The organism is Edaphobacter sp. 12200R-103 (genome assembly GCF_010093025.1).
Taxonomy (GTDB): domain Bacteria; phylum Acidobacteriota; class Terriglobia; order Terriglobales; family Acidobacteriaceae; genus Edaphobacter.
Map to the genome: position 1 here is coordinate 2,250,047 of NZ_CP048114.1, position 17,103 is coordinate 2,267,149.

Consider the following 17,103-nt stretch of genomic DNA (forward strand, 5'->3'; position numbering starts at 1 on the left):
AGTTGACTGTGATTGAAACCGTGCAGGCTGCCGCTGGAGCAAGCGTGCTGCCGCAGGTATTCGTCTGCGTAAAGCCCTGATCTCCTACAGTGATGCTTTGAAGTGTCAGAACAGTATTCCCAGAGTTGGTCAGAGTGATCGATTGTGGGACCCCTACAACCGTGAAGGAAAGAGTATTGGGTGTCACAACAAGCGGGCCGGGAATCGGTACGATGCTGGTGCTGAGCGGAACCGTATGGACTCCGACGGTATCGCCGGAAACAATGGTAAGCGTTCCCGTCAGCGGAGTTGCGCTCTCTGTATTCGCAGCCGTCGCCGTAACGGAGATCGTGCAGCTTGCATTGGCAGAAACGCTGTTACCGCATGTGTTGCTCTCTGTGAAGTTCTGACTGGAGAGACTGATGCTTTGAATAGTTATCGCCGAGGGACTCGGGTTGGTAAGGGTGATCGACTGGGGAACAGAGATCTCCGAAAAGCTGAGAGATGTAGCCTGTCAATGCAATTGCGCTAATAACGATAGCGGTCGAACCAGAATTGCCGAGCGTGATGGTCTGCGGAGCCGCAGTGAGATTGACGATGGTCGAAGGGAAATTGATGGAAGAAGTTGCTATCGAAAGTGCTGAAGGCAAAGCAGGATGCACATTCCAATCAACTGGAGGAATGCTGAGCACAGGGGCAAATGGCGCGTCCGTGGGAAGAAGCGCAAAGAGTTGAGGAATATTTTGCGTGGGGTTCTGTGCGATGAGGTAACCCGCTGCTGCAATGGTCGTCGGCGAAGCACCGCCTATGGAAGTCGTTAAAGCAAAGAGCTGGCCGCAGGCACTGCCATCGCCGGCAACCCCTCCGGCAGAATTAACACACGTTGAGAGGATGTCGGCAAGCGTATTGATCTCATCGGCCGGAATGGTAGTGCCAGGCGGAACGCTATTGCCGGGGGCAGCACCGGTGATGACATCCGCGAACTCAGCGGCGAGGGTAAAAGCCGCGGAGAGGCTGTCGGCATCGGCAGTATTGGAGCCAATAGCACTGGACGATGACATGTAAGGAGCCAGCGCCCAGATTGCGGCTACAGTCGTGACCTCATTGACGGTGAATGAGGCAGGCAAGCTGCCGCAAGGACCAAGAGCGGCGATCAACACGCTGGCAGTGTTGTTGGTAGCTGCGGCCTGCCCCGGATTGCCTCCCGTAGCAGTTACGTATACCAGCGAAGAAGCTGATGGGCATGTGTAGGCACCAGTAAGCACAAAGCCGCCGGAGGCATCACTGGCGACTGGCTGAGTCAGAAGCGGGGTAGCAGAAGAACTGTCTCCGGTAGTTCCTACGGCATAGAGTTGAAGTGAAGCTCCCGTAACTGGTACCTAGCCACCGCGAACCACGCCGTTTACCGTTGCGGGTGCGGGCGGCGGGGGAGAGGACTGTCCGTTCTCCGTCTGATGAGATCGACGGCTGCATCCGCTGAAAGCGGCAAGCGCTGGCAATACAAAGATTGCGACGATCCGGCGAAGAAGAGCAGCTGCATGCATTGATAGGCCCTTACACCCGTGCCCGGATTCTCCTCTATCGAATGAGAGATCTCATACACAAGTCTTCTGATTTCTCTACGGTGCCTACCGATTATCTCCCGTAACTCAAGAAGGAAATTATTGAAGTATCAATAAGTATTGACCCGACCACGTCAAGGTCGACTATTCTCCAATAAACCGTACTTTTACCTCAGGATCACCGGCTTTTCGAGGTCTGCCGTACTATCCTTTCCAAAGAATGCTGGATACAGCCCAATCCGCGGCCACTCCCACCATTCTCTCGGGCTCGATCTACGCCCTTCTACAGTTTGACGTGTGCGATGAGATTCGCCTGGATCGTCTTCGCCAGCTCCTCAGTGCGCCTGCCGTTCAACAACCGGCGCTCAAGCATCCTGCTCCCGGCTACGTTCGTTACAAGCGTCCCCCCGTTGTCGAGCCCATCGAGCCCCAAAACCTGGAAGGCGGCGAGCGGCTCCACGGCGAGATCAAATACTACGACTACGGTGTGGTCAGCGTGGTCTTCCAGTTCGCATTCTCTTTCTCGTGGCAGGATCTCATTACGCTCACCAGCCGCTGGGCCTGGGAGATCGACTTCGCGGCGCGAGCCGAACAGATGGTGCGAGAGCGTGTGAAAGTCGCTGATCCGGCACTGATCAAGCGCTACACACACTGGCTCTCAGAAGACTATCTGGTCATCCATGTCGAGCGCATCACCGGCTCACCGAATGCGGCTGAGCTTGTCGAGCGGAATGGCTCCCTGATCGCGCAGGTCGTCCGCGGCGATACCCTTCCACTCTCCGACCAGGAGCGCAACGAGGTCCTCCAGTCCCGCATCTCCTACTACCCCACCGATCTCGCAATCATTGGCTGGAACGCCGCGTTTCTTTACGACACTCCGTCGGGTGCAGAGGCCGCGATTCAACTGCTGGAGTATGCCAACTCGCAGCTACTCGAATTTCGTCACTATGACGAACTGTTGACCAACGTGCTCGATACTGTCTACGACTCCTTCGAGCAGCGTCCCGGCTTCTTCGCTCGCTTCCGTCAGGCCGGCTCCGCCAATCGTCTGCACACGGTTCTACTTGAGGTTATGGAGCTGACCGAGCACGCCGATAATGCCATCAAGTTTCTGAGCGATATGTTTGCCGCCCGTCTCTATCGCCTTGCCGCCGCCAAGGTCGGCGTCCCTGACTATAAGGATCTTGTTCAGCAGAAGATCAATACCGCGGAAGACCTCTACCGCTTCATGGTGGATCAGTTCAACCAGGGTCGCGCCTTCTTCCTCGAGTTCACCGTGGTCGTCATCCTGCTCATCGAGCTGATCTATCTGTTCCGAGGCAAAGGCTTCTAGTGCCCTTCCTCTAGAAAGTTCGTTACATCAACCGCTGTCATCCTTCGGGTTGAGGATGTTTGATGATAGTTACGAACTTCTAAGACACACCACTAAAAGTTCAGATAAACAGGATTGCCCAACACAAGCAGATGTCCATCCTGCCCGCGCACATTGACGGCTACCCAATGTCGTTTTCCGTCAGAGACCTCATCGAACTCCCGCATCTCGCTTCCGCCCTTCACAACATCTCCCAACGGCTTTGCGACGCCATCGATGACCTCTTCGGCATGGCTTCCCGACAGATTTTTCAAGGTCAGCACGAAGTGAATCCTTGTGCCTGCGCCTGCTTTGACGTCATCTCCCATCATCGCCTTCTGCGAACCGCTTTCTGCCGTAAACTCAATGGCGCGATCGCGCGATCCCTGCACATCGACGAATACGTGCCCCGCGCGAATCGCCTTCAGGATGGCTCCTTCGGAGAGATTGTCTGCATAGATCACCGTCGTTGGAAATCCTATTGCGGCCTCATGCTCCGGGCTGTAGGAGGCATTGTGATTATCGCTTCCGCCGATCGCAGTCTCGCGAAATCCTTCGTTCAGGCGCTTCTGCCAGAAGGGAATTCCTGATTGCGGACCATCGAGCGATCCCCCATTGACTGCTTCAATCACATGCACCCTGCTGAAATCAGTGTTCTTTACCGACCAGCCGCAGCCCATGCACTCTGCTCCCGTCGGAGATCCCGGATGGTTAATTGAGATCAGTGCGTGCTTCCTCTCCACCTCATTCAACAGATCGTTGAAGGTGGGAACATACTTGCTCGTCAGGCGAAAGTCGATGAACTCCGTCGTCCCAAAGACGTTGGCATGTCCATCGAAGGTCGTAACCTCCCGCCCGGGAATGAGCAACATCTTATCGAAGTAAGGTGCAAGTTCTCGCACCTCGTTAAAGTGTGAGATCGTGTTGTGATCGGTGATCGCGATGAAGTCCAAGCCGCGAGCCTGAGCCGCCTCGACTGTTTTGAACAGAGGGCACGGCACCTTCTTCCCTGCCTCGCTGGTGCAGCTTCCATCGCTGTGGGCGTCATGCATATGCAGATCGCCGCGATACCATGCCGGCCCGCTGCGCACAGGCACCGGTACTGCATCTACCCCGAAGGTCGATGCTCCAATCCTCTCGCCCTCGCGCGCGAAGTAAACCTTCGCCACATACTCTGACTGAACGCCGTCGGGCATGCTCGGAACTCCCAGCAGCAGCTTCCACACTCCCGGCTTCACCGGTCCTGGCAGATATGATGGTGTGGCGTCGGCCTCAGAGACCGTGAAGTCGCTCTTGTTTCCTCCGCTCCATCCGCGAAACCGCTCGTTGTCCAGCAGTCCCAGATCGATCGTGGCTTTTTTGTCGTGCCCGGTATAGTGAAAATCCACGCTGACGCGCACTACTCCGGGAGGCACCGTGAATGGAACCTCAACATAGCTCTCGCGATTCGCCTCCGTAATCGTGCCCTTCAGAACCAGATCCGGCTTTCGGTCCTGCTTCTGCGAAAAAGACACACCGCTCAAGGCGAAAAACCCAAGACAAATGACCGCAACGCGCGCAAGCCAGCCAGTCACGACTTTCCTCCATACACATCGCAAATATATCCACCCTACCATCCGCGCAATCCAACCTAGAAATGAAGCGAGGTATTCCGCACACATCGAATCGCCTGTACCAGTGTCATCCTGAGCGAAGTCGGAGGCGGGTCGAACGGGCGAAGTCAAAGAATCTGCGGTTTTCGATCCTGCCCAAAACTTCCAGGTTCACGCCGCTCCTTGCGGCCATCGTTTACACCATGCGCGCCCGACGTGGTAAATATGTTGTCGGTTCTGGAGCGCAATAATTCCCGCCCATGAAGGACTCCGAATGAAACGGTTTCTGCTCGCCACTGCCCTCTGCAGCCTGCTCGCATCCACACCCGCCTTCTGTTTCTATCAGTCCGGTCCGCAGCATGACCGTCCCCAGGAGGGGGGACAGGCGCCAGCATCCGGCGGAGTCAATACCGGAGGAGCGCACGCCGCCGTCTACGATCAGGAGCATCGTCCGATCACCGCGGGCGGCTTCGTCAAAAGCGGCGCCCTCGTCTTCGAAGACGACTCCCGGAAGGCTGGTCTGGACAGCTGGACACACACTATGGGGACTCCTGAGAAGCGCTTCATCATCGAGGCCAATGGCTCCGGCGTTGCTCTTATCGACTACGATAACGACGGCTGGCTCGATATCTATCTCGTCAATGGATCTACCTACGACGCTCTCGCAGGCAAACGACCTGCACCGAAGGCCGCTCTCTTCCACAACAATCACGACGGGACCTTTACCAATGTCGCCGACAAAGCCGGCGTTACGAACGAACGGTGGGGCTTCGGCGCTGCCGTAGCCGACTACGACAACGACGGCTGGCCCGACATATATATCTCCAACTTCGGCAAGAACCGGCTCTACCACAACAATCACGATGGGACCTTCACTGATGTTGCCGAGAAGGCAGGCGTTACGCTCGGTAACTGGTCCACAGGCGCGACCTGGGGCGACTACGACGGAGACGGCCATCTCGATCTCTTCGTCCCCGGATATGTCCACTACGATGTTGCCACCGCTCCCGCTCCCGACAAGAAAGACACCATGAACGCCTTCTGCCAGTTCCGCGGGCAGGACGTCATGTGCGGCCCACGCGGACTGAAGGGCGAGCCGGACCATCTCTTCCACAACAATGGCAACGGAACCTTTACTGACGTCAGCGAGAAGGCAGGCGTCGCCGACAAGAGCGGCTACTATGGTTTGTCCTCAGCCTTCGTCGATGTCAACAACGACGGCAAGGTCGACCTGCTCGTCGCCGACGACTCAACCCCGAACTACCTTTACCTCAATAAAGGCGATGGAACCTTCGACGACATCAGTTATGCGTCCGGCTACGCTCTGAATGAGGGAGGCCGCGAGACGGCGTCGATGGGAATCGCGATCGGAGATTTTCGCAATATCGGCCGCGTCGACCTGTACAACACCACCTTCTCCGACGACTACAACCCTTTCTACCGCAATGACGGAGACGCCAACTTCACCGACATCAGCTACCAACTCGGACTGGCCGAACCCACCGTTCCCTTCCTCGGCTGGGGCGATGCCGCCATCGACTACGACAATGACGGCTGGAAGGACCTGATCACCGCCAACGGCCACGTCTACCCCGTCGTCGATCGGATGCCCTGGGGAACCAGTTACGCTCAGCGCCCCCTGCTCTTCCACAATGTGGACGGTAAGAAATTCGATCCTGTTCCTGCTGTCGAAGGCTCCGGGCTGGCCCGCGTCGTCGCTGGCCATGGCCTTGCTGTCGGCGATCTCTTCAACGATGGAAAGCTCGACGCCGTCATCAACGTCCTTGACTCTCACCCCCTACTTCTCCGCAACATGTCTGCGAACAAGCACCACTGGATCGAGTTGAAGCTGATCGGTGGTCCAAAGAGTCCACGCGATGCAGTCGGCGCTACTGTTTACCTGACTGCAAACGGCCAGAAGCAGCGCGGCGACGTCATCGCGGGTGGAAGCTACGACTCTACCCACGATCCTCGCATTCACTTCGGCCTCGGCGATGCCACCACCATCGAATCTGTCGAGGTTCACTGGCCCAGCGGAAATGTCCAGAGATTTACCTCTCTCCAGCCCGATAGAATCGTCCTTCTGACCGAAGGCAAGGACACGGCGGAATAACCCTTCATCTCAACCTTTTGATGGATGGTCAACTCCTCCATCCGTTGAATAGAATCGGCGCGCAATGAAACTCCATATCCCACCGTGGCGGATTGGCCGCCTTGTTGTCGGAACTCTGCTGTGCGTAAGCGCGGCCTGCTTCATCGCAGGGTTTCATCCGCATCTGGCTTACGCCAACAATGACGCGGCGCATCGATCGGAACCATCGCAGCCGAGCGCCTATTCGCAGGTAACTGCGGAGCACTATGACTATCGCTTCGGCGCCGGCCAGCCCTTTCTGCCATCTCTCGCGCAAACCGCCGATGGCCAGTTCATGGATCCAAAGTCTTTCCCCACGGCAAAATACTGCGGTCACTGCCACCAGGAGGCGCACGCCGAGTGGCGTCAATCCGCGCACGCCAACTCCTTCCGCACGCCGTGGTATTCGCGTACCGCCGACATGCTTGCCAAGGAAAAAGGCATTGAGTTCACGCGGCATTGTGAAGGCTGCCACAACTCAATCGCTTTATTCTCCGGCGCGCTGACCAAGGGCTCCACTGTTAACCGTAAGTTCGATGAAGATGGGGTTACCTGCTCGGTCTGTCATTCCATCCAAAAGGTCGATACGCGGGGCACCGGCAGCTACGTGCTCGCGCGGCCCGCAGTGCTGGTCGATGAGAAAGGCGCTCCTATCTACGGCGAGGTCTCCGACAGAGCCATCCTCACCCACCTCGATCGCCACTCCAAAGCCGTGATGAAGGACTTCTATCGCACAAGCGAATTTTGTTCCGCGTGCCATAAAGCGGCGCTTCCCCGGCAGCTCAACGATTACAAGTGGCAGCGCGCCATCTTCCTCTACGACGAATGGCAGCAGTCCAGCTTTGCCAAACAGTCACCGCTGCCCTTCTACACCAAGGACTCCGTCTCCACCTGCCAGACCTGCCACATGCCTCGCGAAGAACTCGCCCTTCCCGACCCGGGCGCAAGGGACGGAAAGCTCGCCAGCCATCGGTGGCTTGGCGCCAATACGATGATTGCGAAGGTCTACAACTACGACACGCAGTATGAGAAGACCGTCTCGTTCCTGAAGAATAACGTCTTCAACATCGACATCTTCGGACTTGAGAAGAACGGCGGCAGCATGACTGCTCCCCTGGGCGCCGAGCCTGTGACCATTGCCCGCGGAGATACCGTCACCGTCTCCGCTGTCATTCAGAACAAGGGAATCGCGCACACCCATGTTCCAGAGCAGCGCGACATCTACGAAAGCTGGGTCGAGTTCGAGGCAAAAGACGCCTCCGGCCATGTCCTCGCGCACTCCGGCCAGCTTGAGCCTGACGGCGAGCTGGACCCTCGCGCACACAGCTTCACCAATCGCCTGGTCAATGTCAACGGCAAGCTGAACGCGCTTCACGAGGTGTGGGACACACGCGTCGCTCCCTTCAACAACACCATCCCATCGGGACGCTCTCAGATCGTTCGCTACCAGTTCCGCATCCCCATGAATGCGAAGGGGCCCTTCACCGTTACCACGCAGGTCAACTATCGCCGTTTTGACCAGCACTACATTGACTTCATCATGCAGAAAAAACACTACGTGCAGCCTGTCGTGGTTATGGCCTCCCGCACACGCACCTTCCAGCTTGGCGCAAACCCCGCCGGCCCGGCCGATCCGGCTGACAATCCCCTCTGGATGCGCTGGAACAACTACGGCATCGCCATGCTGGATGCTCAGCAATACGCTGAAAGCGCCCGCGCCTTCCAGCAGGTCATCCGCCTCAGACCCGACTACGCGGACGCCTATACTAACGTCGCCATCGCCGATTTCGAGTGGCAGCGTTACGACGATGCCCGCGTCATTCTCGCGAAAGCACTCTCTCTCAGCCCCCACAACGCACGCGCTCTCTACTACCTTGCTCTTGTGGAGCGCAACCAGGGGAACCTCGATACAGCCATCGCCGATCTACGCGAAGTCGCCACGCAGTTTCCGCGCTCGCGCGATGCTCATCGAGAACTTGGCTTCTCCTACTACCAGCAGCACAAATACGATGCTGCCCGCACAGAGTACGAGACCCTGCAATCGATCGACCCCGATGACCTTGCCGCTCATTACATCCTGTCGATCGTCTATCGCCGCCTGGGAATGAACGACAAGGCATCGCATGAGGCAGCAGAGTTTGCCGATCAGAAAAACGATCCTACCGCCAGCACCTACGCCCTTGAATACCTTCGTAGACACCCGGAGATCTCAAACGAAACCGTTCCGTGGCACACTCACTCCAATCTGGAGATGACCACTGCACGAAGCAAAGCCCAGGGTATGCCTGCGCAATGAAGACATCCGTCCTTGTGATGTGCCTGCTTCTTGTGCCGGTCGTTGCTCCTGGCCTGCAGGACGCTGCCCCCGCAAAGCCTGCCGAGGATCATCATCCGCGAGGCGCTTCGACCTTCACCGAGAGCGGATGTCCGCAGTGCCACACCATTCAGCATAACGGTGGCACCCGGGGACCCGATCTCTCTGCCGTCGGCAGTCGGCTTAAGGCGGACCAGATCCGCACACAGATCATAAAAGGAGGCAAGGAGATGCCGGCCTTCGGAAAGGTCCTCGAAGCATCGGAGATTAACGATCTCGTCACCTACCTCAGCTCGCTAAAGGGCGATCCGAAGTCAGATGGAAAACAGTAACCTCAAAATTCAGAAGACCCCGCAAGACAAACGCACTACCATTTCTTACAGCAATCAACATGAGGTCTTCTCTCCATCGCGCACTGCTGGTTCTGTCTGTTTTCTGGTTCGGAATCTTCTCCAGCCCCGCTGCGGCGCAATCCTCAAACCTGAGCCATCAGGCGTGGACAACCGAAAACGGTCTGCCACAGAACAGCGTTCACGCTATCTTCCAGTCGCGGGACGGTTATCTCTGGATCGCAACCGAAGGTGGAGTTGCGCGCTCCAATGCAGTCGAGTTCAGGATCTTCCAGCACGACAACACGCCCGCCATCACCAGCGACGACATCTGCTGCTTTGCCCAGGGAGCCGAAGACAGCACGGTATGGATCGGAACCGCCGATGGCATCGTGCGCTATAACGGCGGCATCTTCCAGCACTATGGAACCGCGGAAGGTCTTCCCTCCTCCGGCATCCTGTCGCTGGCCTCCGTCAACGGCTCCATCTTCGCTCTGACGGCAGAAGGCCTGGCTCACTTCGATGGCACCCGCTTCGTTGCCATTCCAACGTCGTCTCCCATCACAGCCATCAGCGTTTCTGGCGACGGCCTTCTTATCAACACCACTGCCGGTCTGTTTCAATATCGCGGCAACGCGCTCAGTCGCGCATACCAGCAGCTTATGCCTTCTTCGCAGCCGGTCCACGCCTTCGGGTATCTCTCCGACCATTCCCTGTGGCAGCGAACCTCCACCGGCGTTACTTTTACCGCAAACGGCAACCCCCGCACCATCGGACCCTCCATCCTCAACGGCGCCCATATACAGTCTTTTCTGCCCAGCTTCCAGGGAGGACTCTGGATCGGAACCAATCACGGCCTCTACCGTCTCGACAACACTATCTCTGCTCCTCGCCTCCAACCGGACCTCGACACCCACAGCATTCTCTCTCTTCAGGAAGATGCTGAAGGCGATCTCTGGGTAGGGACGGAGAGCAGCGGTCTGCACGTCCTCCGGCATCGAAACTTCCACACTCTTCCCGGCGACACCGAAAACATGGCCACCTCCATCACCCAGACCACCGACGGCGCCGTCTGGGTCGGCACGAATGGCGAGGGACTTGAGCGCTGGCTTTCAGGAAATAGACACACCGTCTCCACCCGTGATGGATTACTCAGCGATGTCATCCTCTCGCTTGCTCCCGGGCCGGCAGAAGATCTCTGGATCGGAACACCGGATGGCCTCAATCATCTTCAGGGAGGCCGCATCACCGCTATCACCTCGGCTGACGGCCTGCCGGACGACTTTATCCGTTCCCTCTATCCGGATCTTGATGGGACCCTCTGGATTGGTACACGACGCGGACTCGCGCATCTCGTCAATGGAAAGATCACCACATTCACCCAGACGGACGGGCTCGGCAGTGATCTGGTCGGTGCGCTGGTGCGCCCCATAGGATCGAATCATCTCTGGATCGCCACGCTCGCCGGCCTCTCCGTCCGCGACGGCAATGGAAATATCAGGACCTACACACAGAAGGACGGGCTGTCCGGCAACACCATCACTGCGCTCTTTGCTGACACCCAGGGCAATCTCTGGATCGGGACCCGCGGAAATGGCCTCTCCGTCCGGACAGCGAACGGACGACTCCTCGCCATTCACCGGGATGACCTTCCCTCCACCATCGATTCCATCGTCGGTGATAATCAGGGCTTCCTCTGGCTCGGCTCTGCTCACGGTGTCCTGCGCGTACGTCTTTACGAGATGATCGCCTGCGCGTCGTCGCCCTCCTGCACGCTGCACATCAACCGCTACGGCGCCTCCGACGGCATGCCTACGGAAGAGGTCTCCTCCATGGGCCATCCTGCGGTATGGAAGACGGCCGAAGGCACTCTCTGGTTTGCTACGCGCAAGGGAGCCGCCATCGTCGATCCGGCAAATCTTTTCATGAACCGCATTCCTCCACCCGTCGTTCTCGAACGCTTCACCGTCGACGATGTGGAGCGATCAGCCGGGATCGATGTCTCCCCCGGCCACAGCCGGTTCGCATTCCAGTACGCCGCTCTCAGCTTCGTCGCGCCCTCTCGTGTCCAGTATCGTTATCGTCTTGAAGGATTCGACCGGCACTGGATTGACGCCGGATCCCGGCGTACCGCGTTCTATACCAACCTTCCTGCGGGACACTACCGCTTCCTTGTGCAGGCAGCCAACAACGACGGCGTGTGGAACGAGCGCGGCGCCGTAATCACCTTTTCCGTGCGTCCTCCCTTCTATCGCACGCTGTGGTTCATCCTGCTGGTCATCATTCTCCTTGCTCTTGCAATCTTGCTCATCTACCGTCTGCGGCTGCGTCGTCTGCGCTCGCAGTTCAATGCAGTGCTCGCAGAACGCAACCGGGTTGCCCGCGAGGTTCACGATACCCTCGCGCAGAGCTTCGTCGGAGTCTCCGTTCAGCTTGAGCTCGCCGGCCAGCTTCTCGCTCACGAACAGGTCGATGCAGCCCGCCAGCAGCTTGACCAGACACGCGCCTACGTCCGCGAAGGCCTCGACGAGGCCCGCCGCAGCATCTGGGATCTGCGGGCCGCCACTGCACAAAACACGTTGCCTACTCGTCTCTCGCGGCTCGCAGAGAAGGCAGAGGGCCATCTGCTTCGCATACAGGTGCAGATCGGCGGAACCTATCGGCCTCTCCCTGCCTCGATCGAAAACGAAATCTTCCGGATCGCGCAGGAGGCTCTTGCTAACGTATCGCAACACGCCCAGGCCACTTCCGCATCCCTCGGTCTCAACTACGAGCCATCGCAACTTACCCTCACCGTCGTCGACAACGGTCGGGGCTTCTCTCCCACGGTTCCGAAAAGCTCCTCTCGCGGTCACTTCGGCATCCAGGGAATACGAGAGCGCGCCCTCACCATCGGCGCGGACCTCACTATCACCAGCTCGCCAGGCCACGGAACACAGGTCAGGCTTGTCGTTCCCCTGCCGGGGGAGAAAGGTTGACGGCGCCTATGTCCGAAGTCATCCGTATTCTTGTCGTTGACGACCATCACGTAGTCCGCCAAGGCCTCGTCGCTCTGCTCAACATCATGCCCGGGATCGAGATCGTCGGCCAGGCAGCCGATGGCGCCGAAGCCATCCGGCTCCACTCTGATCTTCACCCCGACATCACCCTGATGGACCTGCAGCTCCCCGGCATCTCCGGTGTCGAGGCCATCCGTCGCATCCGGCAGAGCGATTCGTCTGCCAGATTTATCGTCCTTACCACCTTCGACGGGGATGAAGACATCTATCGCGCCCTCGAAGCCGGCGCCAGAGCTTATCTTCTCAAGGGAATGACCGTCGAGGAGCTCACCACGGCCATCAAAGCTGTTCACGCCGGAAAGACTCGCATCGCTCCCAACATCGCTGAAAAACTCGCAGAGCGTATGAGTGGCCAGACCCTCACCGCCCGCGAGCAGGATGTCCTCGAACGCATCGCCGCAGGACGATCCAATAAGGAAATTGCCTCCGACCTTCAGATCTCCGAAGCAACCGTAAAGACCCACATCAATAGCCTGCTCGGCAAACTCGGCGTAGGAGATCGCACCCACGCCGCCACTGTCGCGCTTCAACGTGGCATCATTCACCTTAAATAAAACTGGCGTCCGATATGCGTTTCAAGATCACCCTCGTTCTGTTGCTCGCCCTCTTCGTCATCCTGCCCTGCAGTCTGCTCGCGCAGACCAAGACTACGTGGCGCACAGCCACCGCGGCCGAGCTCTCTGCCGCCCTGCCCGCTCGGGCACCCGTCGAACGCGAACGCATTGAGACGGAGATGCGCACAGCGTCCGGCATCATCAACTCACAGGGGAAGATTATTGCTGGAGTCGTTCTGATCACCGCAGGCTATTCCGCTGAAGGAAAGTATTCGCATTATCTGCTCGTACAATCTCCCATCCGCTTTCAGAACGTCTCCCTCTCCCCTGGAGCATACGCTGTCGGATGGACCCGGAAAGACGACGCACTCTCCGTCTCGTTTTACGACGCCGCCACCGGAGCAGAGCGCGGATCAGCCATAGCCCCGCATCTGGCACAGGGAACACGCGTTGAGAGCTTTCGCATCTGGCCACCCAGCGAACATACCTTCGTGCAGATAGGCCGCTTCGCCCTTCCTTACACACTGATCGATTAGATCAGCTTCCCGACGCAGGCTTCTGCTCGGTCGCCACCTGCCCCTTGCGAATCTCTTCGCCCAGCAGAATTGCCTCAGCGATCTCCAGCATCGATTTACGGCGATGCCTACTCTCGCGCTGCATCATGCGATAGGCCTCTTCTTCGCCCACCTTCATATCGCGCTGCAGGATTCCCTTCGCGCGCTCGACAGCCTTGCGCGCCTCCAGCCGGCCTGCCAGTTGCGCATTCTCATTCTCCAGACGTGCTCGCTCCACCTCGGCACCCACCAGGTAGCCGATCGTCGAAAGCAAACGCACCTCGTTGGTGGTGTGCTGGTACGTATGCCGATGCTGCAGATTGATGACCCCCACCACCTTGCTCGCGCACAGAATCGGAGTCGACAACATCGCCTCAAAGCGGTCCTCGGGCAGGTTCTTGAACAGCTTGAATCGCGGATCCTCCGAAGCATTCGAGGCCAGCGCGACCGGCTCGCGATGCTCTGCTACCCAGCCCGTAATACCCTGACCCAGCCTGATCCCCAGTTGGTCCACCACATCGGCATGCGGATTCTTCGAGGAACGCAGAGTCAGCTTCTCTCCATCGAGCACATAGATAAAACACGAGTCGCAGGGAATGATCGTTGTCACAAAGTCCACGATTCTTCCCAGAACCTTGTGGAAAGAGTCCGCAGATGCAATGCGGCTCGTGATCTCATGCAGAAAATCAATCGTCTGGTTCTCTGATCTCGGCTTCTCTACGGCCGGTTCCTCTGGCGGAACGGATCGCGACACCGCCACCCGCAGACCCGCCTGGCGCGTGCTCATGCTGCGGGCGCGATTGCTCTTCTTCTCTTCCACCAGTTTGCCCGACAGCTGCGCAGCTTCATTGACCAGAAAACCCATCTTCGGATGGGAAGGCTCAAAATCAGGCTGCACGCCATACTCCTGCAGAACCTCCGTCGTCGTAGGCCCGATTGAAGCCACCACGACCGACCGCAACCCGGTTCGCAGGTCCTCGGCAGAGCCTATCTGCTCCGCCACCTCGAACAGATGGACTGCCTGCACACCCGTCGTAAACAGCACCACATCAACCCCTCCGCCGGCTATTCCCAGTACGACTTCGCGCAGCGGCTGCAGGTCCTCAGGCAGCGCCCACTGGTATACCGGAATCTTGGTAACGAGGGCAGCCTTCTCATTCAAAGCCTCTAACAGATTGGGATTCGACGTCCCATACTCCTGCACCGCGACACGGAATTCTGACAACGCCTCGCCGTACTTCCTCTCGATCGCCTCAACCATCTCCCGCCACGTGTTCGGCTCTGGAGCAACTACCTCAATTGGGATGGCCAGTTCTTTCAGGGCCGCAACCGGCTTCGGACCACGCGCTGCAACCCGAGTTTTTTTCAGAGCCTCAAGGAATGTCTCTCTCTTCCCAGTCCCATCGACGATCTTCAGCAGCGTGCGCACTCCGACGCCCGTCAAAAAAATCACCAGGTCGAACTCGCCGGCAATCAGTTTGTCCACGAACTCCAGCGCCAGCCGGTTCGACTCCAGCGAGATCTCACGCATGGCAGGCACCACGAATGGCTCGCCCCCAAACGTTCTGATCAGCTTCGCCATCTCAGTTGCCCGGCGCGACTCGAGCGAGAGAATCCTCAATCCATCAAAGCTTGCTGGCGCCATCGTCAAACTCCCGTTAAGCCCGAACAGCGGCTGGTTGCATCATCACCAGGTAAAATTTCGGTTTGAGTATGGGTCTGTTGTTCACCATTCTACAGACACACTCCAAATCAGCCAGCCCCATCTCACAGCTTCTGACGCCTCGATGGAAGGAATCGACGGCCGATCACTCACCTTACCCCCGCTGCCGCGTCATTCTGAGTGAAGCCCGAAGGATCTACGGTTCTCCCATTCCGCAATTGTCTTCCACCAGACATCTTCCCCTCTCCTCGCTATACCTGCCACATCCGTCGCTCCCATAACGCGTACAATCACATCCGATAGTGCAGCGAGGTCTCTGTGATCGATACGCCCGTCCTTCTCGTCATCGTCATCATCGTCCTTTACCTCATCAGCTCCATCAAGATTCTCCGCGAGTATGAGCGCGGAGTTGTCTTCCGCCTGGGTCGCGTCCGCGAACACGCCGCAGGCCCCGGCATCATCCTTGTCTTCCGGCCGCTCGACCAGCTCGTCCGCGTCTCCCTGCGCCAGGAGGCCATGGAAGTCCCCCCGCAGGACATCATCACGCGCGACAACGTCACTCTCAAGGTGAATGCCGTCATCACCCTGCGCGTCGTCGACCCCACCCGCGCCGTCATCGAGGTCGCCAACTATATCTATCAGACCTCTCAGTTCTCTCAAACCACCCTCCGCTCCGTCCTGGGCGAAGTTGAACTCGACGAGCTTCTTGCCCACCGCGACCGGCTCAACCAGCGCATCCAGACCATCATCGACGGCCACACTGCTCCCTTCGGCGTTAAAGTCGTTTCGGTCGAGGTCAAGCAGGTCGATATGCCCGAATCCATGCTCCGCGCCATGGCCAAGCAGGCCGAAGCCGAGCGCGAGCGCCGCGCCAAAATCATCCACGCGGAAGGCGAATTCAATGCCGCCCAGAAGCTCGTGGACGCCGCCGCCCTCATGGCTACGCAGCCCATGACCCTCCAACTCCGCTATCTCCAGACACTTACCGAGATAGGTGTCGAGAAGAATACGACCATCGTTTTTCCGCTTCCCATGGAACTGATGAACCTGTTGAATAAAACAGTCCAGACCGCGGACGCTGCGAAGAGCACCTTCGGGCAGCAGGGCGGAACCGGCTTTCCGCAGGCTCCTGCACCACCGCCCGCGAGCCCTTCGCCAACTGAATCCATCGAGTAGGCGCCCTCACGTTGGCCCTGCCCAAACAAGGACCCCACCGTGAACTCTCGCTATCTCGAAGACGACGACCTCGATACCGACTCCAGCGGCCGCGAGCTCTCTCTTAGCCCGTCTACGCTGCTCGGCATCTTCTTTCTGCTGGCCATCATCTGTGCCATTTTCTTTGGCTTCGGTTACAGCATGGGACATCGCTCCGCCACGACAGCGGCTCAGGCCGCGGAGAACGGCGACACCGCTCCCCTCAAGGCCACCGGAGATGCCAAACCGGCTCCTGGACTCTCCAACTCATCAGCCAGTCTCACTCCGGCTGATGCCGCCGCAGCCCAGTCTGCGGACGAAAGCTCAACCAGCGACGCTGCCCCAGCAGATACTCCGGCGCCAGCGCCGCGGCTCGAACGGACCTCTACATCCCAGCCCGCTCCCCAGCTCAAGGCCGCTGTAGCCGTCAAGACACCGACGCACGCAGTCACAACGGCCCCGGCAGTTTCTCGACCCGTTGCAGGCGGTGCCACCGCGCTGGTCCAGGTCGCCGCCGTCTCCCACCAGGAGGACGCCGATATCCTTGCCAGCGCCCTCAAGCGTAAGGGATACACCGTCGCCATCCGCCACGAGCCGAACGACAAACTCCTTCATATCCAGCTCGGCCCGTTTGCCAACCGCAAAGAGGCTGATGCCATGAAGCAGCGACTTTCTTCTGATGGCTACAACGCCATCGTCAAGTAACGATTCACCGATCCGCCACCGCCATCCTGCTGCCCGCAATGTCGTCGCCGTGTCTCTTGAACGAAGGTCGACGAGGAAGTCGAAGGATCAGCGGTTCAAGCTGTCCTCCGCCCTGT

At 58.5% G+C, this 17,103-nt stretch carries 13 protein-coding genes and 1 pseudogene; 10 read left to right on the plus strand and 4 right to left on the minus strand.

Annotation, left to right across the window (positions count from 1 at the left end; all coding sequences use genetic code 11):
* Nucleotides 1-7: 7 nt before the first annotated feature.
* Nucleotides 8-187: pseudogene (locus GWR55_RS19570) on the minus strand (hypothetical protein); the annotation flags it as partial.
* On the opposite strand from GWR55_RS19570, the gene GWR55_RS09330 reads away from it, so the two are divergent.
* Nucleotides 177-389: a hypothetical protein gene (locus GWR55_RS09330; RefSeq protein ID WP_162402024.1), complete on the plus strand. Its 213-nt coding sequence runs from the start codon at nt 177-179 to the stop codon at nt 387-389. The pseudogene GWR55_RS19570 and the gene GWR55_RS09330 overlap by 11 nt on opposite strands.
* Here the strand turns inward: GWR55_RS09330 and GWR55_RS09335 are convergent.
* Nucleotides 357-1,244 carry a hypothetical protein gene (locus tag GWR55_RS09335; protein ID WP_162402025.1) on the minus strand — a complete coding sequence of 296 codons (888 nt, stop codon included), beginning with the start codon at nt 1,242-1,244 and terminating at the stop codon, nt 357-359. The two genes, GWR55_RS09330 and GWR55_RS09335, sit on opposite strands and share 33 nt — an antisense overlap.
* Before the next feature lie 517 nt (nt 1,245-1,761).
* On the opposite strand from GWR55_RS09335, the gene GWR55_RS09340 reads away from it, so the two are divergent.
* Nucleotides 1,762-2,874, plus strand: coding sequence for a hypothetical protein (locus GWR55_RS09340; protein WP_162402026.1), 1,113 nt, complete (start codon nt 1,762-1,764; stop codon nt 2,872-2,874).
* Between the two features lie 92 nt (nt 2,875-2,966).
* Here GWR55_RS09340 and GWR55_RS09345 read toward each other — a convergent pair whose 3' ends face one another.
* The gene (locus GWR55_RS09345; protein ID WP_238398745.1) at nt 2,967-4,466 is read right to left on the minus strand and encodes a CehA/McbA family metallohydrolase; all 1,500 of its coding nucleotides are present in this window, start codon (nt 4,464-4,466) and stop codon (nt 2,967-2,969) included.
* Nucleotides 4,467-4,758: 292 nt separating this feature from the next.
* Between GWR55_RS09345 and GWR55_RS09350 the strand changes: the two genes are divergently transcribed.
* The 6 genes from GWR55_RS09350 (at nt 4,759) to GWR55_RS09375 (ending at nt 13,407) form a co-directional block, all read left to right on the plus strand.
* Nucleotides 4,759-6,597, plus strand: coding sequence for a CRTAC1 family protein (locus GWR55_RS09350; RefSeq protein WP_162402028.1), 1,839 nt, complete (start codon nt 4,759-4,761; stop codon nt 6,595-6,597).
* A 64-nt stretch (nt 6,598-6,661) separates the two neighbouring features.
* A complete protein-coding gene (locus tag GWR55_RS09355) occupies nt 6,662-8,911 on the plus strand; it encodes a tetratricopeptide repeat protein (protein ID WP_162402029.1) in 2,250 nt (749 codons plus the stop codon).
* Complete coding sequence (locus GWR55_RS09360; protein WP_162402030.1) at nt 8,908-9,261, plus strand: cytochrome c; 354 nt, start codon at nt 8,908-8,910, stop codon at nt 9,259-9,261. Before GWR55_RS09355 ends, GWR55_RS09360 begins: the two co-directional genes overlap by 4 nt.
* Nucleotides 9,262-9,320: 59 nt before the next feature.
* Nucleotides 9,321-12,236, plus strand: a complete 2,916-nt coding sequence (locus GWR55_RS09365) for a sensor histidine kinase (protein WP_162402031.1) — start codon at nt 9,321-9,323, stop codon at nt 12,234-12,236.
* 8 nt (nt 12,237-12,244) lie between these two features.
* On the plus strand, nt 12,245-12,871 hold the full coding sequence (locus tag GWR55_RS09370; RefSeq protein WP_162402032.1) for a response regulator transcription factor: 627 nt from the start codon (nt 12,245-12,247) through the stop codon (nt 12,869-12,871).
* 14 nt (nt 12,872-12,885) lie between these two features.
* Complete coding sequence (locus GWR55_RS09375) at nt 12,886-13,407, plus strand: hypothetical protein (protein ID WP_238398746.1); 522 nt, start codon at nt 12,886-12,888, stop codon at nt 13,405-13,407.
* Between the two features lies 1 nt (nt 13,408).
* Here GWR55_RS09375 and GWR55_RS09380 read toward each other — a convergent pair whose 3' ends face one another.
* Entirely contained in the window at nt 13,409-15,070 is a 1,662-nt protein-coding gene (locus GWR55_RS09380) for a uroporphyrinogen-III synthase (RefSeq protein WP_162402033.1), read from the minus strand.
* A 336-nt stretch (nt 15,071-15,406) separates the two neighbouring features.
* Here GWR55_RS09380 and GWR55_RS09385 point away from each other — a divergent pair, with 336 nt between their 5' ends.
* A complete protein-coding gene (locus tag GWR55_RS09385; RefSeq protein WP_162402034.1) occupies nt 15,407-16,264 on the plus strand; it encodes a slipin family protein in 858 nt (285 codons plus the stop codon).
* A gap of 39 nt (nt 16,265-16,303) precedes the next feature.
* Nucleotides 16,304-16,987 (plus strand): SPOR domain-containing protein, encoded by a 684-nt coding sequence (locus tag GWR55_RS09390; RefSeq protein ID WP_162402035.1) that lies wholly within the window; start codon nt 16,304-16,306, stop codon nt 16,985-16,987.
* Nucleotides 16,988-17,103 lie beyond the last annotated feature (116 nt).